Annotated in this window: 24 protein-coding genes and 1 tRNA gene; 4 read left to right on the top strand and 21 right to left on the bottom strand. The window is 41.3% G+C overall.

Annotated features, from left to right (window positions below):
- Position 1 precedes the first annotated feature (1 nt).
- Positions 2 to 1045 (bottom strand): glycosyltransferase, encoded by a 1044-nt coding sequence (locus MOJ78_RS10465; protein WP_304981117.1) that lies wholly within the window; start codon positions 1043 to 1045, stop codon positions 2 to 4.
- A complete protein-coding gene (gene selB / locus MOJ78_RS10460) occupies positions 1020 to 2948 on the bottom strand; it encodes a selenocysteine-specific translation elongation factor (RefSeq protein ID WP_304981116.1) in 1929 nt (642 codons plus the stop codon). Before selB ends, MOJ78_RS10465 begins: the two co-directional genes overlap by 26 nt.
- Before the next feature lie 215 nt (positions 2949 to 3163).
- Here selB and MOJ78_RS10455 point away from each other — a divergent pair.
- Positions 3164 to 3260 (top strand) — tRNA-Sec (locus MOJ78_RS10455).
- A 96-nt stretch (positions 3261 to 3356) separates the two neighbouring features.
- Here the strand turns inward: MOJ78_RS10455 and fni are convergent.
- The gene (fni, locus tag MOJ78_RS10450; protein WP_304981115.1) at positions 3357 to 4403 is read right to left on the bottom strand and encodes a type 2 isopentenyl-diphosphate Delta-isomerase; all 1047 of its coding nucleotides are present in this window, start codon (positions 4401 to 4403) and stop codon (positions 3357 to 3359) included.
- A gap of 173 nt (positions 4404 to 4576) precedes the next feature.
- On the opposite strand from fni, the gene MOJ78_RS10445 reads away from it, so the two are divergent.
- Positions 4577 to 5005 carry a DUF2621 domain-containing protein gene (locus MOJ78_RS10445; RefSeq protein ID WP_304981114.1) on the top strand — a complete coding sequence of 143 codons (429 nt, stop codon included), beginning with the start codon at positions 4577 to 4579 and terminating at the stop codon, positions 5003 to 5005.
- Positions 5006 to 5038: 33 nt separating this feature from the next.
- Here the strand turns inward: MOJ78_RS10445 and MOJ78_RS10440 are convergent, their stop codons facing one another.
- From MOJ78_RS10440 to MOJ78_RS10375, 14 genes are all read right to left on the bottom strand, one after another.
- A complete protein-coding gene (locus MOJ78_RS10440; RefSeq protein WP_304981113.1) occupies positions 5039 to 6034 on the bottom strand; it encodes a DUF3231 family protein in 996 nt (331 codons plus the stop codon).
- A gap of 108 nt (positions 6035 to 6142) precedes the next feature.
- Entirely contained in the window at positions 6143 to 6613 is a 471-nt protein-coding gene (locus MOJ78_RS10435; protein WP_370529792.1) for a CcdC family protein, read from the bottom strand.
- A gap of 9 nt (positions 6614 to 6622) precedes the next feature.
- Positions 6623 to 7048, bottom strand: coding sequence for a Na(+)/H(+) antiporter subunit B (locus tag MOJ78_RS10430; protein WP_304981112.1), 426 nt, complete (start codon positions 7046 to 7048; stop codon positions 6623 to 6625).
- Between the two features lie 40 nt (positions 7049 to 7088).
- A complete protein-coding gene (locus MOJ78_RS10425; RefSeq protein WP_304981111.1) occupies positions 7089 to 7802 on the bottom strand; it encodes a cytochrome c biogenesis CcdA family protein in 714 nt (237 codons plus the stop codon).
- A 61-nt stretch (positions 7803 to 7863) separates the two neighbouring features.
- Positions 7864 to 8754, bottom strand: coding sequence for a M15 family metallopeptidase (locus tag MOJ78_RS10420; protein WP_304981110.1), 891 nt, complete (start codon positions 8752 to 8754; stop codon positions 7864 to 7866).
- An 11-nt stretch (positions 8755 to 8765) separates the two neighbouring features.
- Complete coding sequence (locus MOJ78_RS10415) at positions 8766 to 9329, bottom strand: TVP38/TMEM64 family protein (protein WP_304981109.1); 564 nt, start codon at positions 9327 to 9329, stop codon at positions 8766 to 8768.
- Between the two features lie 72 nt (positions 9330 to 9401).
- Positions 9402 to 10478, bottom strand: coding sequence for a tRNA 2-selenouridine(34) synthase MnmH (mnmH, locus tag MOJ78_RS10410; RefSeq protein WP_304981108.1), 1077 nt, complete (start codon positions 10476 to 10478; stop codon positions 9402 to 9404).
- Between the two features lie 174 nt (positions 10479 to 10652).
- Positions 10653 to 10868, bottom strand: a complete 216-nt coding sequence (locus MOJ78_RS10405) for a YneF family protein (protein WP_304981107.1) — start codon at positions 10866 to 10868, stop codon at positions 10653 to 10655.
- Positions 10869 to 10958: 90 nt separating this feature from the next.
- A complete protein-coding gene (sirA, locus tag MOJ78_RS10400; protein WP_304981106.1) occupies positions 10959 to 11399 on the bottom strand; it encodes a sporulation inhibitor of replication protein SirA in 441 nt (146 codons plus the stop codon).
- A gap of 177 nt (positions 11400 to 11576) precedes the next feature.
- Positions 11577 to 13574 carry a transketolase gene (gene tkt / locus MOJ78_RS10395; protein WP_304981105.1) on the bottom strand — a complete coding sequence of 666 codons (1998 nt, stop codon included), beginning with the start codon at positions 13572 to 13574 and terminating at the stop codon, positions 11577 to 11579.
- Between the two features lie 165 nt (positions 13575 to 13739).
- Positions 13740 to 14018, bottom strand: a complete 279-nt coding sequence (locus tag MOJ78_RS10390) for a HesB/YadR/YfhF family protein (protein ID WP_304981104.1) — start codon at positions 14016 to 14018, stop codon at positions 13740 to 13742.
- A 112-nt stretch (positions 14019 to 14130) separates the two neighbouring features.
- Complete coding sequence (locus MOJ78_RS10385) at positions 14131 to 14358, bottom strand: DUF896 domain-containing protein (RefSeq protein WP_304981103.1); 228 nt, start codon at positions 14356 to 14358, stop codon at positions 14131 to 14133.
- 51 nt (positions 14359 to 14409) lie between these two features.
- Entirely contained in the window at positions 14410 to 15072 is a 663-nt protein-coding gene (locus MOJ78_RS10380) for a YneB family resolvase-like protein (protein ID WP_304981233.1), read from the bottom strand.
- Between the two features lie 19 nt (positions 15073 to 15091).
- Entirely contained in the window at positions 15092 to 15406 is a 315-nt protein-coding gene (locus MOJ78_RS10375) for a cell division suppressor protein YneA (RefSeq protein WP_304981102.1), read from the bottom strand.
- Between the two features lie 158 nt (positions 15407 to 15564).
- On the opposite strand from MOJ78_RS10375, the gene lexA reads away from it, so the two are divergent.
- Both lexA and MOJ78_RS10365 read left to right on the top strand, forming a co-directional pair.
- Positions 15565 to 16182: a transcriptional repressor LexA gene (gene lexA, locus MOJ78_RS10370; RefSeq protein ID WP_304981232.1), complete on the top strand. Its 618-nt coding sequence runs from the start codon at positions 15565 to 15567 to the stop codon at positions 16180 to 16182.
- A 187-nt stretch (positions 16183 to 16369) separates the two neighbouring features.
- Positions 16370 to 17326: a DMT family transporter gene (locus tag MOJ78_RS10365; RefSeq protein ID WP_304981101.1), complete on the top strand. Its 957-nt coding sequence runs from the start codon at positions 16370 to 16372 to the stop codon at positions 17324 to 17326.
- Between the two features lie 159 nt (positions 17327 to 17485).
- Here MOJ78_RS10365 and glnA read toward each other — a convergent pair whose 3' ends face one another.
- The 4 genes from glnA to hflX form a co-directional block, all read right to left on the bottom strand.
- Positions 17486 to 18823, bottom strand: a complete 1338-nt coding sequence (gene glnA, locus MOJ78_RS10360; protein ID WP_304981100.1) for a type I glutamate--ammonia ligase — start codon at positions 18821 to 18823, stop codon at positions 17486 to 17488.
- A gap of 49 nt (positions 18824 to 18872) precedes the next feature.
- Positions 18873 to 19262 carry a MerR family transcriptional regulator gene (locus MOJ78_RS10355; protein ID WP_304981099.1) on the bottom strand — a complete coding sequence of 130 codons (390 nt, stop codon included), beginning with the start codon at positions 19260 to 19262 and terminating at the stop codon, positions 18873 to 18875.
- Positions 19263 to 19387: 125 nt separating this feature from the next.
- Positions 19388 to 20656, bottom strand: a complete 1269-nt coding sequence (locus tag MOJ78_RS10350) for a methionine gamma-lyase family protein (RefSeq protein ID WP_304981098.1) — start codon at positions 20654 to 20656, stop codon at positions 19388 to 19390.
- Positions 20653 to 21927 (bottom strand): GTPase HflX, encoded by a 1275-nt coding sequence (gene hflX, locus MOJ78_RS10345; RefSeq protein ID WP_304981097.1) that lies wholly within the window; start codon positions 21925 to 21927, stop codon positions 20653 to 20655. The genes MOJ78_RS10350 and hflX overlap by 4 nt, the downstream gene beginning before the upstream one ends.
- Positions 21928 to 21973 lie beyond the last annotated feature (46 nt).

Genomic DNA, 21973 nt, shown 5'->3' with positions numbered 1-21973 from the left:
CTCATACACCTCTTATTAATTTGTACTTCTCTTCATATTGTTTGATTTCAAAATCTAAGCTAAACTTACTACTTGCCTTATCTTTTGCATGGCTAGATATGTCCTTATATAACTTTTCATCATCAATCAACCTTACAAATTGCTCCGTAAATTCACTAGGATTACAAAACATTAGACCATCTGCACCGTCATCAACCAAACTACGATTACCTGCATTATCCCTCGCTAAAACAGGCACCCCGAAGGCCATCGCTTCCATTAAAGCAAGTGGCTGCCCCTCAGTTATCGAGGTATTAATGACGACATCTGCCCATTCATACATTTGATGCATAGCTCCTAGCGGAATGCCACTTATGTAACGGAACCAAGGATAAGCCTCTTCATGAGTTTTAACTTCTCGCAATATATCTTCTTCTAAAGACTCTCCGACGATAGTAAATTTTATCATAGGATAGCGGGTTTGTAGCAACTTTAATGCTCCAAAAACATAAAAAACATCTTTCACTGATCGAAGTCCTGCCGGGAGCAGTAGTTTCGGAAAACCGGATTCAAGTTGTAACCCTTGATAATTGGTCCTTTCCGGCAGCCAAACACTTTGCGGAATCACTGATATGCTCCCTCGTGCGCTAGGATAAACATCTTCAACAACGGTGGCTGCATCTTTCGTAAATACAGTAATCGCACTTGCGTTGTTGAGAAGTGCATTCATTTGCTCCCTTTGATCAGGATTGTGGATATTTTGATGGACATCGGTTCCACCCGAAGTAACCACATAAGGCTTGGTTAAACCAAAACCATTATGGATTTGCCACATTGAAAAGCGATAAAAATGCAAAATATGAAAAAGATCACAAGTGCCCATCCGTTCTATACTTTCTTTATTCCACGTTTCCTCTTCGTATGAAAATACTTCTACATCATAGCCTGCTCCCCGAAGACCAGTGACAATTCTCAATGCTGTCGTTGAGTTTCCCCGTTTGCTTTTTAAATATGGGGTCCAAAAACCAATTCTAGTTTGTTTACTTTCTAGAGATGTATGAGTCAAGTTTATGAGGCACCCACTTTCGTTCATTTTCGACCCGAACCGTAACACCTAGATCATCCATCTTTTCAAGCAGCATAATGCAGTACTTTCGCGAAAGATCAAGGATAGACTTTGCATCTTGCACAGTAAAAAGATTTGGGACATGATTATGCAGCTTTTCTATCGTATCGACAAAAACATTGCGATGCACGAATGTACTATCTTCCATTACGATTACACTTCCGGTTTCAAGTAAATAGTTTTCAAACTCTGAATAGTATTCTTCTGGAATCGATTGTTGATCAAATATGGATCGTAGTCCTTCATGTTTTATCCCTGCATTTTTCAATTGTTCAACGACATTTCTAAACCGTTTCTGCCACTTTTCAGGGTAGGACGGTTTGTGATTATACATAGAAAGGAGAGGACCCTCTTTTCGGATCTTCTGGTCTGTTTTGAGCTGTTCGATGACAAATTCGATAAGCAATGTTGGGAGTTGTCCTTTCAATTCCTGTACAATTTCTGCTTTTTGGCGTCCGGTCCGCATTGGATACTGGTGATGATACTCCATTAGTTCCTGAGTCAACCATTCACTTACTCGGATTAAACCTTCAACTAAAGCATAGGAAGTTGCGTTCAGCGAGATCACCTTGTTTTGATCCAGTAAAGAAACAATATTCGTTTCTATTTCTTGTCTCGGTTCACCCACTTCTTTACTAATATCCTCTATTGTAGCGAGTTTCATTTTCTCAAGAGTGCTTATTATCCTTTCCTCAGGTGTGCCTTCTTTTTTCTGTTTTAGTGTATCAATAGTACCTTGTCCAAACCTGTACTTAGCACCATGTGGATTGAGTATCCATCCGCCACCAATCGTTTCAACGGGTGAAGGTCTCCGTACAATAAACCGATCCTCTCTCATCACCGCTACTGGTTCATCTAAACGGATCTGGCAAAGGACTTCATCTGTTGTTGATTCAGTCAACTCATTACGGTCAAAAAATACAATTGTTCCCATTACTTCAGATGTTCCTGTATGGAATTTAACTCGTGATCGCTGTTTTAATGGATGTTCAGGGACATCTTGTACGTTTAAAACGAGATCGATCGTTTTGCTGGGAGTAACGGTTGAATTTTTCGTCAGAATGTCCCCTCGATCTATTGCACCAGCCGTGATACCACCGAGATTAATAGCTGTCCGCTGACCTGCAACGGCTTTATGAACGTTTTGTTTATGTACTTGTAGCTGTTTTACTCGAACAGTCTTGTTCTGAGGAAGTAAAGTGAGTGAATCACCTTCCTGTACAGTCCCATCAAAGACTGTCCCTCTTACAATCGCCCCTTTTCCCCGCAATGTAAACGATTGATCTATTGGCATACGAAACGGGGAGGCTGCATTCCGTTTTGACACTTTAGGTAAAGTTTGCTTGATTCCACTTATTAGATCTTCTATCCCTGTTTTAGATATACTGTCAACAAAATAAAGCGGTGCATGTTCCAATACTGATCCAGTCAACTCGGTTTGGATGTCTTCCGTTACAAGATCCAGCATTTCCGGATCAACCTTGTCCTTTTTCGTCACAGTGATAACCGCATGTTCGATACCTAAATAATTAAGGATTTCCACATGTTCTTTCGTCTGCGGCATCACACCTTCATCACCAGCCACAACTAATATAACAAGATCAATTCCTGCCACACCAGCAATCATCTGTCGAATGAATTTTTCATGACCGGGTACATCTATGATTGAAACATTGTACCCATCACCAAGTTCAATTGGCGCAAATCCCGGCTCAATTGAAATGCTTCGTTCCTTTTCTTCTTTCAACCGGTCCGTATCTATATTCGTCAATGCCTTTGTCAACGCCGTTTTCCCATGATCGATATGACCCGCCATACCAATCGTAAAAAATGTATCGGGCATGCTACTCACCTACTGTCTCGAAGATTCTCCTTTAACTTTATCCACATGCGTTAAGAGAATCAAGCAATTGCAACTAGAAAGGCAACAATTGATGACTATAGTCCTCAACACATTTTTACAATTTTCTGTTTGATTTTCCATTTTCACATTTAGAATTCGTTTAATTTGAAAATACTCCGGGGTTTCAATATAATTAGATTCTGTGAGATAAATATGGGGCTGGTTGTGTAGCTGGTGCTTACCTAGGTCTTCAAAACCTCTTGGGAGGCGCGTGCCGTCTCTGGTGGGTTCGATTCCCACACAGTCCCGCCAAAAAAACTAACAACATAGGGATATCCAAATGGCCCTGTACATTTTCGTAATCTCTATCAATTAATAGAAGGTTATTTTTTATGTAGTAAACCTTCACTATAGATGTTTCGGTTTTTTCAGTAATTGAGTATTTCGTAGTTCATTTATAGTTGATACCCCTACCCCAAACATCGTTGCTTTCAATTCAAACTCGATCAGATCAAATTGATCTAGGATATCGGATTGCTCGGATTGAACTGCACGTGGGAGTAAGGTTCTTCCAAAACCGACTAGATGCGCTCCTAAACCGATTGCTTTAGCCGCCTCTACACCATTGGTAACGCCTCCGCTTGCAATTACGGTTGTTGATACCCCCTGTTCCTTAAGTTCTTCGAGACAGTTTGCTGTCGGTGTTCCCCAACCTTGAAATGCTTTTGCTGCCTCATACCGGATGCGATCTTTGTTTCGGTATTTTTCAACCTGTATCCAAGAAGTTCCACCTGCGCCAGCGACATCAATGAATGATACGCCGATTTCGACAAGCCGCTTGGCTGCCAAACCATTGATGCCCATCCCGACTTCCTTGATCCCGACCGGAACGGAAACATTACTTGCTACTTGCTCGATTTTGTTCAGTAAATTCGAAAAATCCGTATCACCTTCTGGTTGAAATACCTCCTGCAAACTGTTTAAATGCAGGACGAGACCATCCGCTTCAATCATATCAACCGCACGTTTGCACTCCTCAACACCATATCCATAGTTCAACTGCACAGCGCCGATATTAGCCAAAATCGGGATTGTCGGTGCAATTTTTCGGATCCGATAGGAAGCAGCATTACCTGACTCGAGTGCCGCTCTCATCGACCCGACACCGATCGCCCAGCCTTTCGTTTCTGCGATTTCAGCCAATTTTTCATTAATACGCTTTGCTTTTTCTGTCCCTCCAGTCATCGAACTGACCAGAAATGGTGCTTTTATTTCCTTCCCGAGAAAAGTCGTATCGATATTGATAGCATTAAAATCCAGTTCAGGGATGGGGTTGTGGTGGAAATGGTAGTTTTCTAAACCTGTGGTAAGGAGATTTTCTACAGGTTCTGTCAGACAAATATCGATATGCTCGTTTTTCCTTTTTTGCGTTTGATTATCTTTCATACTACTCATGTCTATTTCTCCTATTATAATTCGTTTGTTTACCATAATTATTTTATGTTACTTAAATATTATTAATGTTACACATAAAGTTAACAGAACAATAAGGATGAGTACTTGATTTCATAAATTCAACGCCTGTATAATGAGGTGGAAATGCTATAAAATCAGACAGAGGTGTCCTTATGTTAAGCGGTTGGTTTGGCGGATTTATTGTATTATGGACAATCTTCCTCATCACAATGATGATAATCGGCGGATTTTTCATGTTCCGGAAGTTTCTTAAACGATTACCAAAGGAAGATGGTAAGTCAATATTAGATTGGCAGGATCAATATATACGAGAAACAAAGCATTTATGGAATGATGATCAAAAGCTTCTTCTAGAAGAGCTCGTTCAACCAGTCCCTGAACTTTTCCGTGATGTCGCTCGCGAAAAAATTGCTGGTAAAATTGGTGAGCTTGCCTTAAAAGAAAAAGCAGATTCCATCGATCAAGACTTGATTATACGTGGTTATATCATTGCAACACCCAAACGCGACCACAAATTTCTCATAAAAAAGCTGAATCAAAAGCAAATTGATATTACGCCATATGAAAGGCTGTTAAGTTAAGAAAAGGGTGACTCGTTGCAGAGTTATCTTTTTTTATTTGAGTAAATCAGCTCGATTTGGTGATTGTGGCGGTTGTTCTATCCACCCTCTCTTGATCATTATTTTCAAGCCTTCGTTTCCGTATTTTAGTATTTCTCCTATAAATGTTGTATAACGAACAGCCAAATCCTTTCTCGCTGATACAGACATCGCATAGCTGAGCGTCGTGAATCCGAGCTGCCCTGTGACGCTGATTAAAAACATGATTAATTTATCTGAGAAAGGTGAAACAGTTGAATCTGTAACCTCTAACGTTACAGGGAATGTAGGGAAATTCCCATTATCCTTTAAAATTTGATTAAACACCTCAATTTGTTTTTCACTCAGTTTTTTCCCTTTTATCAAGTAGTCTTTAACTTCTTGATCATTGGTAACTTGAATGAGTCCGATCATTATGATCAACCCAATACAATTCCTTTCGATCGCAAAAAAGAGCTCTCCTAATTCGAATGCATTTAATGACCGCTCCTCTCCAAACCAAGCTTTTATCAAAGATGAGGGGTGGTCAATAAATTCAACATTTTTTGGATAACTCATTTTTGGAGGTCGATCATATATCCCTTTTGATAACATAAGATCCAACGATTTGGTATACAGTGACTTTCTCGTAGTTAAACCATTATCAAATACATTGACAACGTCAGTACGTGCGACTTTCCCTAAGTATGTAGAAAAGTTATTGATCAATATTTGACCACTTCGGTAAACGAAGCTTAAAGCGAACAAATCTGTAAATAAAGCAGGGGCTGACAGGTCAACATCCTTGTCAGAAAACCCTACAGGTATCGGAAAAATTTCCGTTGTGAAAATAGCTTTTATTTCTTGAATATAACCTTCATTCAATACTAACGCTTCTTCTAGTAGAGGTTTTATTTCAACGTCACTAGTATGCTGCAGGAAATGTTTATAAAAACAATTTTCCGCTGTGCTTTGGAGGTACGTGCTCCATAATGCAGCAATCTCTGGCGAAGTTAAATTTATGTTATCCACATTCACACCTCCATCAGTTTTAAATAGCATTTTACAAAACCGTCTGGATTATTCGAGTCTTTGCATTAGAAAAGAGGATGAACCAAATGCATTGGTCCATCCCCCGTATTACGTCGTTTGGAGCTTTTTAAATTTAACATACATTGCAATCCGCCATGGGGCAATCATTCCAAAAGCGAGGATATAGAACAGTCCACTCGTCTCTTCAATCGAAATCTGCTGTCCGAGGTAAATCTTCAGGAAGATTCGAATGAGGAGTAAGCCGATTAAGATGATGATAAATGCTTTCGACCTTTTTAAGTAAATATCACCGGTTCGCCTTTCAAAAGAAGATGTCCGTATCAACAACAACGAAAATACGACACCGACAATGAGCGCCTCCATTGCCTCACTCCAGGACACTCTCGCTTGTGGGTACAAAAACATTAAAAACCCAGTCGACATGAAAAGTGGCGGTAAAATAATTTTCTTGACGGTTGCTGGCTTTCTCGCCGCTCGCATTCTTATGAACATTGCGAGACATCCCATTAAAATTGCTAAAATACTACTACCTATTATCCAAAAATTCATCTCTTCCATACGAATCAACTACCCACGATCTTGAGCGATTTCTAACAATATTGTCATCGTTACCCCTATAACGGTGATGTAAACTCCTAAATCAAACAGCATGGCCGTCGCGAGCTCTGTTTTTCCTAATATCGGAAGGTTGAAATACCCATATGTATGGCTCAAAAATGGTTGCCCGAATAAAAATGATCCCGCCCCCGTCAGAAAAGCGATCATAAGGCCTGCTGCGATAAAATAGCGAAAATTCACCTTCAGAATTTTACTCATCGTCTTTAAACCAAACGCAATATAAAGAAGTAAAAACCCGCCTGAAGCCATCAATCCACCGATAAATCCGCCTCCGGGTGCATTATGTCCAGCGAGAAATAGGTTTACAGAAAAGGCTAGTATGACGAAGACGATGATTGCGGATGTTGTTTTTAAAATGATATCGTTTGTACGCATAGACAGCTTCACTTCCTTTCCTATGTAAGATCAATCTTTTTTAAAATCCATAAAATCCATTAAAGATTCGATTGGCTAAAAAGGATGTCACCTTCGACATCCAGTCCAAATAGAGAAATACGCCCATAACGATCATCAATACGCCGCCAACTCGGACTACGTGATGACTATATCGGTTCAGCCATTTTATTTTACCGATGAAAAAGGACATGATGAAAAAGGGCACGGAAAATCCTGCGGCATAGGCAATCATATAAAGCATTCCCATACCAGGGTGAGAGGCTGCTAAGGCAATGACACCAAAAAGTATCGGACCCGTACACGGCGTCCAACCTGCTGCAAACCCCATACCGATCGCAACAGAACCAAGAAATCCACCAGGCCGTTTACGAAAGCTGATTTTACGTTCCTTCATCAAAAAACCAGGTTTGAAAACACCTAGTACGACAAGACCAAATACAACAATCAAAATGGCTCCGACTTCTCGGATCAGATCCTTGTAACGGAAAAAGAAATTGCCGAACCAGGAAGAACTGAATCCAAGAAAGATGAAAATTATTGAAAACCCCAATAAAAAGAGAGCTGTATGAAGCAGAGCCCTTCTTTGTAGAATCCCCTGGTTTTCCTTTAGTTCATGCACTGATACCCCTGTAACATAGGAAAGGAATGCTGGGTACAGCGGTAAACAACAAGGTGAAATAAACGATAGAAAACCCGCACCGAATGCGAGGAACAGATTTACGTCTGCAGCCATATATTCTCATCTCCTAAAACGCACAATACGTTCTTATAGAACTCTTATATCTACTAGTAGTTTACTGCGAAGCGTTAACCTGTTCAACTTGAACACCCAAATATTCTTCAAGTGTCATATTTTGTTCATGAATTTTTGTTGCATGTTCTTTGCCAACATACCTTAAATGCCATGGTTCGTATGAATACCCAGTAATCCCCTCTTTACCTTTTGGATAACGGATGATGAACCCGAATTCATGTGCATTTTGCTGTACCCACTTCCCCGCCTTCGTTTCAGCGAATCTTTCAACTAGGAAAAATTCTACGGCAGGCGATGTCACATCCATCGCAAGACCCGTCTGGTGTTCGCTCTGGCCAGGATGGGCACTGAATTTGTTCGCTTCCTCTTCCCCGTGCTGTTGTACATTCGATGCAAAAATCGCCTCTTGACGGTCATAGGAACGATATCCGGATTGAGCAAACAATGGAATGTTATCCTGTTCCGCTTTAGTAAACATCTTCTCTAGTGCCTTCGCTGCCACTTGTTGCATCTTCTTTTTTGGAAGGTCCTCTGTAAAAGGAAATTGAACATTTGGTACCACAAGACTTTCAGGAATATAGTCTGATGGTAGATTTCGCGTCTTATTTACGAGTACTAGGGTATCATTCACGTTCGTAACAACTTTTTTCCCATCAGCATTCACCTTCACTGTTTTCTTTAACGATGGAAGATCGGCTTGTTCGTCCGATGGCTCATCATCATTTCCATCTTCCTGATCGTTATTGTTTTGGTCAGGCTTCTCACCACTTTGCTGTTCATCGCCACTGTTTTTTTCATCAACTTCAGGTTGAGATTGTTGCTGATCCTCAGTTGATTCACTTGAATCTTTTGTAAATGGATTGTCGAATGAGCAGCCAGTCATCATGAGGGAATTGACCGTAACGACTACCATTATTGTTTTAAATTTCATTGTTCACACCTCTATAGCTGACTTTTATTCTTTTTACGAGTAGTGTTCCATAATAGAACGAGCAGTGCGATACTCATACACGCAAGAATCATTTTACCGATTCCGTTCCATTCTATAATATGATAAACCGAAATTGCTTCTAATAAAAGAGCAGGAATTTTACCAATCGTGCTTGCAAGAAAAAACGTCCACACTGAAACAACACCGATTGCTGCAAAAAAGGTCACAACACCCGACGGAATGAACGGCATTAATCTTAAGGAAAAAATCGCTGTAAAGGCTCGACTGCCTCTGATTTCGATCAGTTTTTTTGCCTGTTCATAGCGGTCCAGCTTTTTCTGTAAAGCAGACTGAAATCCGTGCCGATACAGCATAAAGGCAATCAAAACGCCGATCGATTCCCCGATAAACGAGATGATTGTTCCATCCCAAAAACCAAAATAGACGATGTTTGCAGCAGTTAGAAAATAGCTAGGAAGTATCCCCGCTACCGCAATCACTATATTTAAAAAGAGACTGATCAAGACCGCAAATTCCGGATTGTCACGCAATACCTCAAGAATGGAGATGTCCATTTTGCGTCACCTCAACATATTTCACTATTCAATAGGTCGGTTGTTCGGGGAAGCTTAAGTGTTTTTGTCCTGCTAATTCGTTCTTACTGGCTCTAAATCGACTTTCATCTGCTCGATTATTGTTTTAATTTCGGAAAGTCCTGTTTCGAAATGCTCTATAGATAATTCGGTAACAGAAGATCGATAGCTTTGGGCAGCATGGTCGTATCTTGGGTCGTAATAGTATTTCAACAGTTGTCTAACAATTTCTTTGTAGTCATTTCGTTCAAATGCTTCCATGACCGTCTCAGCAACCTCAGGCTTCAGCCGTTTTCGAAGCTTTGTAACGGCTTGACCGATTTCCTCGCGATAACATTCTGGCTGATAGACCTCACAAATGTAATCCACACGGTCCTCGAAAGGATAAGTGATGTGAATCCGATGTCCTTGATCTTTTCCATTTAAAATCCAGTCTGGAACACGAACCCGGCCAATCCGTTTACTTTCCGATTCGATGATATAATAAGGAGTCTTCTCTAATTGTTGTAATCGGTGAACGAGAGCTTGTTCGAATTCTTTTTGCGAACGTCCTTCGATCCCAACTTGTCCAAAAATCGAACCTCGGTGTCCCGCCATCTGTTCAAGGTTTAAGACCGGATAGCCTTCTTCCTGCAAAATTTCCAAGTAATCGGTCTTACGCGTCCCAGTCAATCCCTCCAGAACAATGAATGGCTTATGGAGACCACTAAAATAGTCAAGTGAATTGACGATTTGTTTACGGTAGGACCGAATTCCACCTTCGAGTTGGAAACATGACAACCCCATCATTTTCATGACAGTAGCGACACTTTTACTTCTCATCCCACCACGTGCACAGTAGATGAGATAAGGTTTTTGATCTTTCTCATTAAGTGTATTAAGCTCTTTGAACATATCTGACAGCTTCGGAGACACGATTGAAAGACCGAGCTCCTTCGCCTCTTCTTTTCCAATTTGTTTATAGGTAGTTCCGACTTCAGCCCGCTCCATATTTGTGAAAATAGGGAGATTATAGGCTTCGTCAATATGAAACTCTTCAAATTCACCTGGAGACCGAACATCGATCAGGTGATAGTCGTTTAAATTACATGATTGAAGCGAGACTATCGGAACTGTTTCTTGACCACTCATACGTAATCATCCTCTAAATGACATAGCTTGTTGTAAACGAAACTATTACTCATACTACTTTAGCACTTCTATTAAAAAAATGCACAAAAAAAGAAGACCTGCTAGAGTCCTCTTTTTTTATATCGATATAGCAAATGGGATAGCTTACGTAAGCATCCCATTAGTTACCCACCTTTATTTCATTTGGTTTTGCATAGCTTTCATCATCTGGTTGATTTTCTTCTGAGATGGCTTTTGTCCCATCTGCATCATCATAACGCGCAGCATGTTTTCATTAATTGGTGGATTTTTCTTCAGGTAAGTCATCATATATTTGCGGGCGATAAAAAAGCCAATCGCAGCACCGGCGAGCAGTGCGATTAAGCCCACAACGAAATACATCCAATCCATTCTTATATTTCTCCCTTCTCGTTGTCTAGCACTAGTGTACTATAAATTCTTGTTCAAACTCAATATTTCGACAAGATTTTTACACGATATTTAAATATAGTGTGCCTGTTTTAACGGACTTAGCCATCCAATGCTCTTTCCTTCGAAGTTAATCGCAAGAAAACTGGCTTCTAATTTCCTTAAATGCTCGAACATCAAAGTTTCAGCCTCATAGTTCCCTTCAGCGATCAGAGTAAGCTTTCTCCCGTTATTCCGAAGCACAGCTTTACTTGTTTTCGAAAAAAGAATGATTTCCTGCCTTGATTTTTGCATCTTATACCCTTTCCTTAAGGCATCGATTTGTTTCACTTGATAATCGAAGACATAAAAAGGGATCGATTTCGTTATATACAAAAGCTGTCGTTCAATGGTTTCTTTTAAATGTGGAATTGGATGAGTAGCTTCCACAAAAAAGTGATATAAGATTTGTTCACGACCAAAATAATGATAGGCTACTTCCTCTTCAATTAAGTAAAGATCATAATTCCGCACCAACCTTCACCCCTAACAGTCGAACTTGTCCATTGAGTATAACCAACCAGGAGTGCAATAGGTGTCTATATGTGTAGATATCACTGACTAATTTTGTCGAAAACAAATGAAAAAGGAATCAGACCCTTATTTGTATTACTTGCTGAGCCTGATTCCTTATAACTTACTACCACTTTCTTATTTGTTTAAAAGTGCTTTCACTCTTGCCACAACATTTTCAACAGTAAACCCATACTCTTTCATAACAGTTCCGCCAGGTGCAGAGGCACCGAATCGATCGATAGCAAGTACATCACCTTGGTCGCCAACGTATTTATGCCAACCATGTGAAGAACCCATTTCGATCGCAAGCCGCTTCGTAATTGCTTTCGGAATTACACTCTCGCGGTAATCCTGTGGTTGTTCGTCGAAACGATCCCATGAAGACATACTCACTACTGATACATTTATGCCTTCCTTTTGAAGCGTCTCTTTTGCTTCAACCGCTAAAGAAACTTCAGAGCCTGTTGCTAAAAGCATCGCATCTGCAGTACCATTTTCAACAGCAGAAAGGACATAAGCACCTTTGCGCACACCATCCTCACTCGAACCTTCAAGCGTAGGTAGACCTTGTCTTGTTAAAACAAGAGCTGTCGGCTTCGCTTCACTTTCAAGCGCGATTTTCCATGCCGCGACGGTTTCTGTCCCGTCAGCAGGACGAATGATGCCAAGGTTCGGCATTGCTCGAAGTGAAGAAAGCTGTTCAACCGGTTCATGCGTAGGGCCATCTTCTCCGACTGCGATGGAATCATGCGTCAATACATATGTGACAGGCATTCCCATTAAAGCAGACAATCTCATTGCTGGACGAAGGTAATCGGAAAAGACGAAGAACGTTCCTCCGTATACCTTCAACCCGCCGTGAAGAGCCATTCCATTGAGTGCGGCAGCCATCGCAAATTCACGTACACCAAACCAAATGTTTCTTCCACTATAATCATTACGGGAGAAGGTTCCTTCGTTCTTCATCATCGTTTTGTTCGATCCGGCAAGGTCAGCCGAACCACCAAAGAATTGAGGCACACGGTCCGCAATCGCATTAAGTGTTTGCCCGGATGATTCACGAGTAGCTAGTTTACCCTCACCTGCAATATAGGTTGGGAGCTCCTTATCCCATCCTTCAGGGAGTTCACCTTTCATAGCGGTTTGAAGCTGGGCGGCAAGCTCCGGATACTTTTGTTGATAAGAATCAAAAAGCTCATTCCACTGTTGCTCTTTCCTTGCACCGGATTCCTTCAGTTCATTGAAATGATCACGGACTTCAGAAGGAACATGGAAATCTTCTTCAAACGTCCATTCATAATATTCCTTCGTCATTTTCACTTCATCGATTCCAAGCGGTGCACCATGGGATGCCGATTTACCTGATTTATTCGGAGAACCATGACCGATAATCGTTTTTACCTCGATCAAGGTTGGTTGATCGGTATTCGCTTTCGCTTCAGCAATCGCTTTATCGAGTGAATCGATATCCGTACCCTCTTCGACATAAATAACCTGCCATCCATACGATTTAAAACGGTCTTGCACACTTTCAGAGAATGACATGTGAAGGTCTCCGTCAAGGGAAATGTCATTTGAATCGTATAGTACCACTAAGCGACCGAGACGAAGGTGTCCAGCTAGGGATGCTGCTTCGGAAGAAACGCCTTCCATTAAATCACCATCACCACAGATGCTGTATGTAAAGTGATCAATCACATCATGTCCGTCGCGGTTGTAAGTAGCAGCAAGATGTCTTTCTGCCATTGCCATCCCAACTGACATAGCAATTCCTTGACCTAATGGACCTGTCGTTGCTTCAACACCTGGTGTGTGTCCATATTCCGGATGACCTGGTGTTCTGCTGCCCCATTGACGGAAGTTTTTCAAGTCTTCCATTGATACATCATATCCAAAAAGGTGCAATAAGCTATATAAAAGCATAGAGCCGTGGCCTGCAGAAAGCACGAAACGGTCTCGATTGAACCAGTCCGGGTTTGCTGGATTATGATTCATATGTTTGCTCCATAAAGTGTATCCCATTGGAGCGGCTCCCATTGGCATTCCTGGGTGGCCAGAATTCGCCTTCTCAACACTGTCAATTGAAATGGTACGAATCGTGTTAACTGCTAATTGTTCGATTGTTGTTGACACGCGGTTCATCCTTTCTTATCCATCCTTATTCTTTCATTCCATACTCATGATATACTCTCCGGATAAAATTCACAAGACTAGCCTATCGTAGTACCAATTTTCTAAATTCACACATCAAAAAAACCGACTCCTCGCTCTATCGAGAAGTCGGATAGGTAGTTACCTTCATGCTATACTTGGAAGCTCCACCGAGAAATTTTCTCCAGACGCATCATAATCCATCGACATTTGATCGACAAACCATAGTTCATCTGATTTAACAAAAAAACGGATTCCATCGATTTCTCTGACATAATCATCGTTTTCAGGCAGTCCAGGCTCTACTCCTAGACAAAATCCTAGACCAGTTCCTGCATACCGAACAAATAATTGAAGTGAATCCCCTTTTTTTAAGCCTAATTCTTCTTTGTACAGTTGAACCGCTGGACTTGAAATCGAGAACATCAGTTTTTCACTCCTTCAACATTGTTATATAACAGTATATCAACAATTAGGACTGATGCAATACAAAAACAAGCCCAATTTGATAATTCCATCAAATTGGGCCATTTGTCCTTTAGTGATTTCGTTTCTTTTCATTTTTTAATTTTTCAGGTGTCACATCGTTGCCTTCAGGATCGACGATCTTGACGTTGTGAAGTTGTTTTTTAAAGTCCCCTCGGAACGCTTTCAGATATTCTTCACGCAGCTTCTTTTGCTCGTCCTTTTCTTTCGGGTTCAGTCCTTCTGATTTAGACTTTCGTGACAGTTCATTGATCCGATCTATTTTATGTTTAGGTAGCATATAAAAACTCCTTCTTGAAATGTTTGTTTCTATATACTAACTTATTTGCTTTTATTTTTCTACCGATCCAGTTTCAATCCCTGATTGCTCATATTCTCGGTATCTCCTATGTACGGTTGCTTTCGATACATCGTAGCCAAAGCCACGTAACGTACTTGCAATTTCGTGGAACGTCAATTCCATATGTCGGAGTCGGACGATTTCGCTTAAAGGAACCTCTTTTTTGTTCCGGCCGCCAGAAGACAAGTTTGATAGGTTCCTTTCAGGATGATACCCATTTTCAACTGCTCGCTTCATTCCCCGTTTGATTTTGGCATTATGAAGCTTACGTTGATATTCTTCTACAAGACTGACAATTTCCATTACCATAGAGTCCGCTTCAGTCAATTCGAGTTCTCCGTTATCGCTGATGGTATATGTACGTATGTTGTACTTCTGTAATGTGTGTAAAATAGCGATCTTCGCACTACCTCTACCAATTCTCGTTTCATCTTGAACGAGGAGGATATCCATTTTGCCCTCTCGCGCTAGATCTAGTATATGTAAGATTCCATCCCTCTCAACATCGTAGCCGCTCTTTTGTTCGTGGATACGATCGACAATTGTTAAATCGAGCTTGTTTGCCATGTGTTCCAGTTCCGAATCCTGACGTTGTAAGGATGAAACCTGTGCTTCTTTATCCGTACTGACTCTACTATAGATGACTGCTCGCATCATTCATTCCTTCCTATCCTTATTCAGATGCAATCTGGACGAGTTCTGTTCCATCTGGGACTGGAATCACAACCGTCTTCCCAGGCTGTAGTCGATCCGCCTTTACTTCATTCTTTTGTTCAACCCATTGGATGAACTCACTATGTGATAGTTCATGTCCACCTTGGAACTTTTCGGACAGCTCCCATAATGTATCTCCTTGCTCGATAGTTACATTAACGTATGACTTCTCAATATGTGACTTATTTGTAATAAACGTGTATGCACCCATTGAAACCATAATTACTATAAATACGATAACAAAAGACCAGCCGTTCTGCCTTGATTTTTCCATTTGAAATCCCTCCGTACGAATGTTTGTTCTTATTTTATAAATCTAGTATATTTGAGAACATCTGTTCTTGTCAACCGTTTTTTCGAACTTATGTTTGTGTTTTTGGAAGGCAAATGATATACTTGATAAAACAATTGAGGAGAATTGGGGTGGACAGAGTGAAATTATCACGGCGTCAACAGGACATTTTAAATTACATAAAACACGAGGTTAAACGTAAAGGGTATCCCCCGTCAGTCCGAGAAATTGGGGAAGCCGTAGGTTTGGCTTCAAGCTCAACCGTTCACGGACACCTTTCCAGACTTGAGAAAAAAGGACTTATCCGAAGAGACCCGACAAAGCCAAGAGCAATTGAAGTAATTTCCGATGATATGGAAGCGAACATCCCAAGAGGTAATTCAGTGAATATCCCGGTAATCGGGAAAGTCACAGCAGGTCAGCCGATTACTGCGATTGAGAACGTAGAAGAGTATTTCCCTCTTCCTGAACGTCTTGTAGGAGATGAAAATGTGTTCGCACTCGTTGTACAGGGTGATAGCATGATCGAGGCAGGCATTTATGATGGAGATATGGTCGTAGTACGGCAACAACCAACAGCTACCAACGGAGATATCGTTGTAGCGATGACAGAAGAAGATGAAGCGACTGTTAAACGTTTCTTTAAGGAAAAAGACTACATCCGCCTACAGCCGGAAAATTCCTCACTTGAACCGATTATTTTAAATAACGTAACGATCCTGGGAAAAGTCATAGGCGTTTATCGAATGTTACATTAAAAAGCAGCGATTTTGCATCGCTGCTTTTTTTGTATTAGTAAAGCGACATATATTGTTCGCATTCCCATTGGTGGACTTGTGACCGGAACACAGATCCTTTGGCAACTGTTAATGATGACCAAACTAAAACATAAAAAGTGTAATTAGTTTGAATTCATCTTAATAATCATAGTCAAGGGTGATACGAATGAAAGCAATATTTTTAGGAATTCTGGCTTCTTTCTTTTTCGCATTTACGTTCATCTTAAATCGTTCAATGGAACTTTCCGGGGGAAGTTGGATCTGGAGTGCTTCACTTCGTTTTATTTTTATGGTACCACTTTTATTAATCGTGGTTATGCTGAGAGGGAATTTAAGGGCTCTTTTTAAGGAAATGCAGCGTCAGCCATGGAAATGGATCTTATGGAGTTTTGTAGGTTTTGTACTCTTTTATGTTCCGATTACCTTTGCTGCGGCCTATGGTCCGGGATGGTTGATTGCTGGCACCTGGCAGATTACTATTGTGGCTGGTGTTTTGTTAACCCCCTTTTTTTATAAAACCACTGAAACCTCTACAGGAATTATCAAACAGAGGCAAAGGATACCTTTAAAATCATTAATAACTTCATTTGTCATTTTAATTGGTGTTATGTTAATACAAGTTCAGCATGCAAATCACTTTTCTATAGCTTTATTAATTGCTACTGTTAGTCCTGTTCTCATCGCAGCTTTTGCATATCCACTGGGAAATAGGAAAATGATGGAAATTTGTCGAGGTAGATTGGATACTTTCCAACGTGTACTTGGAATGACCTTGGCAAGCCTACCATTTTGGTTGATGCTTTGCATTTATGGGGCTGTCTATGAGGGTCGTCCATCCGTTCAGCAAATAATCCAGACATGGATTGTAGCATTAACAGCCGGCGTGATTGCAACGATCTTATTTTTTTGGGCTACTGATATGGCGAAAGACTATCCTAAAAAACTTGCTGCTGTTGAATCGACACAATCAGGAGGCGTTGTTTTTACAGTAATAGGGGAATATTACCTCTTATCGATCAGTATCCCATCCGGGTTATCCCTAATCGGCTTAATACTAATTACTGGTGGCATAGTTTTACACAGTAATATGACCCATAAAAGAAGGCTTGCAGTAAATTCATAATTGAAAATGGCGGAAACATGTAAATTCATACACCCATGATTACTTCACGGTTAATACTGGACAGTTGGCTCTTTTAGCTACTTCTGACTCTTTTGCGCTGTTACCAGTCCACATAATAGAAAAACCCTCAATACCATTAGTATCAAGGGTTTCATGCTTTTAATAAAGCGACATATATTGTTCGCGTTCCCACGGATGGACTTGCGTACGGAACATATCCCATTCGATTTCTTTCAATTCAATGAAGTGTTCGGTCGCATGTGCTCCAAGGGCAGTCGTCATAATCTCACTCTTTCTGAATACTTCTAGGGCATCCTTGAGTGTTGCCGGTAGATCTGTGATACCTGCTTCTTCCCGTTCGTCCTTATCCATTACATAAATGTTCCGGTCAATCGGATCTGGTGCTTGAAGTTTATTTTTAATACCATCAAGCCCCGCAGCCAGCATAGCCGCCATTGCAAGATAAGGGTTTGCCGCCGGGTCTACACTACGAACTTCAATTCGGGTACTTAGACCGCGTGATGCTGGAATCCGGATTAGTGGACTGCGGTTTTGCATCGACCATGCTACATAACATGGCGCTTCATAACCAGGCACTAGACGCTTATAGGAGTTGACGGTTGGATTCGTGATCGCTGTAAATGACATAGCATGCTTTGCGATCCCTGCAAGGAACTGCATTGCAACTTCACTCAATCCAGTCTCTGTGCTAGGGTCGTAGAACACATTTTCCTTCCCTTTGAACAACGACATATTTGCGTGCATCCCAGAACCATTTACACCGAATAGTGGCTTGGGCATAAACGTTGCGTGCAAACCGTGTTTTCGGGCAATTGTTTTGACCGCAAGCTTGAATGTTTGAATGTTGTCACAGGTTGGGACTGCTGAAGCATATTTAAAGTCGATTTCATGCTGACCTGGTGCTACTTCATGGTGTGAGGCTTCAATTTCAAAGCCCATATCCTCAAGCTCAAGAACGATATCACGCCGGCAGTTTTCACCAAGGTCTGTTGGTGCTAAATCGAAATATCCGCCTTTATCATTCAATTCTAGAGTTGGTTCGCCTTTTTCATCATTTTTGAATAGGAAAAATTCCGGCTCAGGTCCGATATTAAAGTCTGTGAACCCTAGCTCTTCCATTTCTTTTAGAACTCTCTTAAGGATACCTCTAGGATCTCCCTCAAACGGAGTTTCATCTGGATTGTAGATGTCACATATGAATCGTGCCACTTTTCCTTTTTCAGATGTCCAAGGAAAAATAACGAACGTATCAATGTCAGGGAAGAGATACATATCGGACTCCTCGATACGAACAAACCCTTCGATTGAAGAACCGTCAAACATCATTTTATTGTCCAACGCCTTATCCAATTGACTGACTGGTATTTCAACGTTTTTGATCGTACCGAGTAAATCAGTGAATTGTAGTCGGATGAATCGAACGTTCTCCTCTTTAATTTGTTTTAAAATATCCTCTCTCGTATACTTCGAACCCATTTTTCTTATCCTCCTTAGTTTTTAAAAACGCATAAAATTGTACTATTTTTTAATGAAAAAATCTAGATAGTTCTCCTTGGATCAATGAGGCTTTCCCATGACGTCCAGCCTGAAAAAGCTCTTTCTTCAGTTGTTTGTGCAGGTCACCTTCAGTTGGCTCTTTCCGATGAACAGGATGTTGTGTACCGTAGCCTTTTTCTTTCATTTCAAAAACTTCACGAATTCCAGCTAGGTTCACACCACGTTCAATCAAGGCCTTAATCTCAAGCAATCGATCCACATCATTGAACGAAAACATTCGCGTATTTCCTTTAGATCGGGCCGGCGTTATCAGGCTTTGTTCTTCGTAATACCGAATTTGCCGTGCTGATAACTCGGTTAATTGCTTGACAATTCCTATGGAGAACAGCGGCATATTTCTTCTAACCTGATCTCCCATCTCAAAGCCTCCCTCTCTATATTTTATTGTATTATATGCTATGTAAGAAAAGATGTCAATAAAATGTTAGATAATCTAACATTAAAAAAGAGAGAGTGAAAAATACACTCCCCATAGTAAATTCCCTATCCTTTTGATTTTAAACCTGCCTCGAAAAGATCGTTCAATGCACTAATGACAGCGATTTTTACATGCTGGTACGTAAGGCCGCCCTGTACATAAGCTTCATAAGGATCACGGATCGGACCGTCAGCAGATAATTCGATACTTGAGCCCTGGATGAACGTTCCCGCCGCCATGATTACATCGTCATCATAGCCGGGCATATGGCTTGGGTGCGGAACAACATGTGCATTGACAGGTGAATTTCGTTGGATCGCCTGACAGAACCGAATCATTGCATCACGGTCTCTAAATTTAACGGATTGGACTAAATCTGTACGCGTACTGTCCCAGGCGGGGTTCGTTTCAAAGCCAAGCTCCTCTAAAAAGGCTGCCGTGAATACCGCACCTTTTAGAGACTGGCTGACAACATGCGGCGCAAGGAAAAATCCCTGATACATATCAAGCAGTGTATCTAGAGATGCGCCTGCTTCCTTACCTATGCCAGGAGAAGTGAGGCGATATGAACACAACTCTACAAGAGCTTCACGTCCAGCGATATAGCCACCGATTTTCGCCAAACCACCGCCAGGGTTTTTAATGAGTGACCCTGCCATCAAATCAGCACCGATATGGGTCGGTTCCATCATCTCTACAAATTCACCATAGCAATTATCAACGAACACAATCACTTCAGGCCTGATCTCTTTGACAAAGCGGATCATCTCTTCAATTTCCTCGATCGTAAATGAGTGTCGATCAGAATAACCTTTTGATCGTTGAATCCCAATTACCTTTGTCTGTTCATGAATAATCTTTTCAATCTCTGGAAAATCGACGTTTCCATTTTCTTTAAGGTCTACCGAGCGATATGTAATACCGAATTCCTTTAAAGATCCTTTTCCATCCCCTCGGATACCTACGATTTCTTCAAGCGTATCGTACGGTTTACCCGTCATGTAAAGCAATTCATCCCCAGGTCTCAATACACCAGAGAGCGCAAGATAAATCGCATGTGTACCAGAAATGATATGCGGGCGTACAAGCGCAGACTCCGCTCCAAAGACATCGGCATAAACACGTTCTAACACATCTCTTCCGGAATCATCGTAACCATAGCCTGTTGACGGTGTAAAATGAAAGTCACTAACTTGATGCTTGCGAAAAGCATCTAGGACTCTATGCTGGTTTTCCTCTTCGATGGCTTCTATTGATTGGTGAATTGGATGGATTTTTTCTTCAATCTGTGCTGCGAGTTGTGTGAGCTTTTCATTATTTTTAAAATGTATCATTGTGAATCCTGTGCTCCCTGCGTTTTCAGCGTTCTGATTCTATCGTATATCGGAAGTGATGCGTGTACATACCCCTCGCATTCAAAGACTTCATCTGTTTCATTCCAGCTTCTATGCTCCAGGATCGTTAATGTTTTTAACTGACTTAGCAGCTTACCGTTGGAAGACGGCACTAGTATGCGGTACGGAATCATCGCCGATTTGACTGATTCTTCAATCGCCTCTAGCAGCTGCTCTCTGTCTGTTTTACGATGTGCAGATACCTCAATCGCTTCATATAATGGATAAACCGATTCATGAGGACGGTCATTCTTATTGAAGACGGTCAGCACCGGAATGTCGTCTGCATCAAGCTCTTTGAGCAGTTTCAAAACCGTTTCAATATGCTTGTCCCTATTCGGATCAGAAATATCAACCATATGTACGATAAGATCCGCTTCACTAACCTCTTCAAGTGTCGATCTGAATGCCGCTACGAGCCCAGTCGGTAAATCCTGAATGAAGCCGACCGTATCGGTCACTAGTGTCAGCATGCCACTTGGAAGTTTTAATTTTCGAGTCATCGGGTCAAGCGTTGCAAACAATTGATCCTCCTGAAATGAATCCGCTTGTGTCAGCTCGTTAAACCAGGTGGATTTTCCAGCATTCGTATACCCGACAAGTGCGATTTGATGAGTCTGGTTCAATTTTCTGCGTTCACGGTACCGTTTCCGATGTGAAGAAACGTTTTTCAATTGGGTTCGGATATCGTCGAGCCGGTTACGAATGTGTCTTCGGTCTGTTTCAAGCTTGGTTTCACCGGGTCCTCTCGTCCCAATCCCTCCACCGAGCCTAGAAAGCTGTGTACCCTGACCCGCAAGGCGAGGTAGGATATATTCCAACTGAGCAAGCTCGACTTGAAGCTTACCTTCCCTTGAGTTCGCTCGTTGCGCGAAAATGTCGAGAATCAACTGGGTTCGGTCTATTACTTTTACGCCAAGTGCGTCCGTCAAATTTCTCAATTGACTCGGACTTAATTCGTGATTGACGACAACGAGGTCGATTTCGATTTCCTCGATCAAGTTTCGTATTTCCTCGACTTTTCCTTTTCCGAAAAATGTAGCAGGGTGGATGCGCTCACGTTTTTGAGTCACTTCCATGACAGGTATGCCCTGCGCCGTTTCAGTCAATGCAGCAAGCTCCTTCATCGACGACTCAAATCGGGTATCGCTTCGATCAGGCAGCTGACACCCTGCTAGTAAAGTCCGTTCTTTCACTTTATCATTGGTCAAACTACATTCCCCTACTTTCAGTAAGCTGTACTGCTTAAATCCTGCT

Source organism: Alkalihalobacillus sp. AL-G, assembly GCF_030643805.1.
Classification (GTDB): domain Bacteria; phylum Bacillota; class Bacilli; order Bacillales; family Fictibacillaceae; genus Pseudalkalibacillus.
This window is presented reverse-complemented; position numbering and strand designations above follow the sequence as displayed.

Bases quoted from the DNA above. Each gene is read 5' to 3' on its own strand.
- mnmH (WP_304981108.1), bottom strand. From the start codon at position 10,478: ATGAGTGGTCAAGAAACAGTTCCGATAGTCTCGCTTCAATCATGTAAT.
- MOJ78_RS10425 (WP_304981111.1), bottom strand. From the start codon at position 7,802: ATGGCTGCAGACGTAAATCTGTTCCTCGCATTCGGTGCGGGTTTTCTA.
- MOJ78_RS10445 (WP_304981114.1), top strand. From the start codon at position 4,577: ATGTTAAGCGGTTGGTTTGGCGGATTTATTGTATTATGGACAATCTTC.
- MOJ78_RS10415 (WP_304981109.1), bottom strand. From the start codon at position 9,329: ATGGACATCTCCATTCTTGAGGTATTGCGTGACAATCCGGAATTTGCG.
- MOJ78_RS10435 (WP_370529792.1), bottom strand. From the start codon at position 6,613: ATGGAAGAGATGAATTTTTGGATAATAGGTAGTAGTATTTTAGCAATT.
- MOJ78_RS10355 (WP_304981099.1), bottom strand. From the start codon at position 19,262: ATGGGAGATCAGGTTAGAAGAAATATGCCGCTGTTCTCCATAGGAATT.
- MOJ78_RS10375 (WP_304981102.1), bottom strand. From the start codon at position 15,406: ATGGAAAAATCAAGGCAGAACGGCTGGTCTTTTGTTATCGTATTTATA.
- glnA (WP_304981100.1), bottom strand. From the start codon at position 18,823: ATGGGTTCGAAGTATACGAGAGAGGATATTTTAAAACAAATTAAAGAG.
- MOJ78_RS10390 (WP_304981104.1), bottom strand. From the start codon at position 14,018: ATGTTCTCGATTTCAAGTCCAGCGGTTCAACTGTACAAAGAAGAATTA.
- selB (WP_304981116.1), bottom strand. From the start codon at position 2,948: ATGCCCGATACATTTTTTACGATTGGTATGGCGGGTCATATCGATCAT.
- MOJ78_RS10405 (WP_304981107.1), bottom strand. From the start codon at position 10,868: ATGGATTGGATGTATTTCGTTGTGGGCTTAATCGCACTGCTCGCCGGT.
- MOJ78_RS10385 (WP_304981103.1), bottom strand. From the start codon at position 14,358: ATGCTACCTAAACATAAAATAGATCGGATCAATGAACTGTCACGAAAG.
- fni (WP_304981115.1), bottom strand. From the start codon at position 4,403: ATGAGTAGTATGAAAGATAATCAAACGCAAAAAAGGAAAAACGAGCAT.
- MOJ78_RS10430 (WP_304981112.1), bottom strand. From the start codon at position 7,048: ATGCGTACAAACGATATCATTTTAAAAACAACATCCGCAATCATCGTC.
- MOJ78_RS10420 (WP_304981110.1), bottom strand. From the start codon at position 8,754: ATGAAATTTAAAACAATAATGGTAGTCGTTACGGTCAATTCCCTCATG.
- MOJ78_RS10350 (WP_304981098.1), bottom strand. From the start codon at position 20,656: ATGATACATTTTAAAAATAATGAAAAGCTCACACAACTCGCAGCACAG.
- MOJ78_RS10365 (WP_304981101.1), top strand. From the start codon at position 16,370: ATGAAAGCAATATTTTTAGGAATTCTGGCTTCTTTCTTTTTCGCATTT.
- MOJ78_RS10380 (WP_304981233.1), bottom strand. From the start codon at position 15,072: ATGCGAGCAGTCATCTATAGTAGAGTCAGTACGGATAAAGAAGCACAG.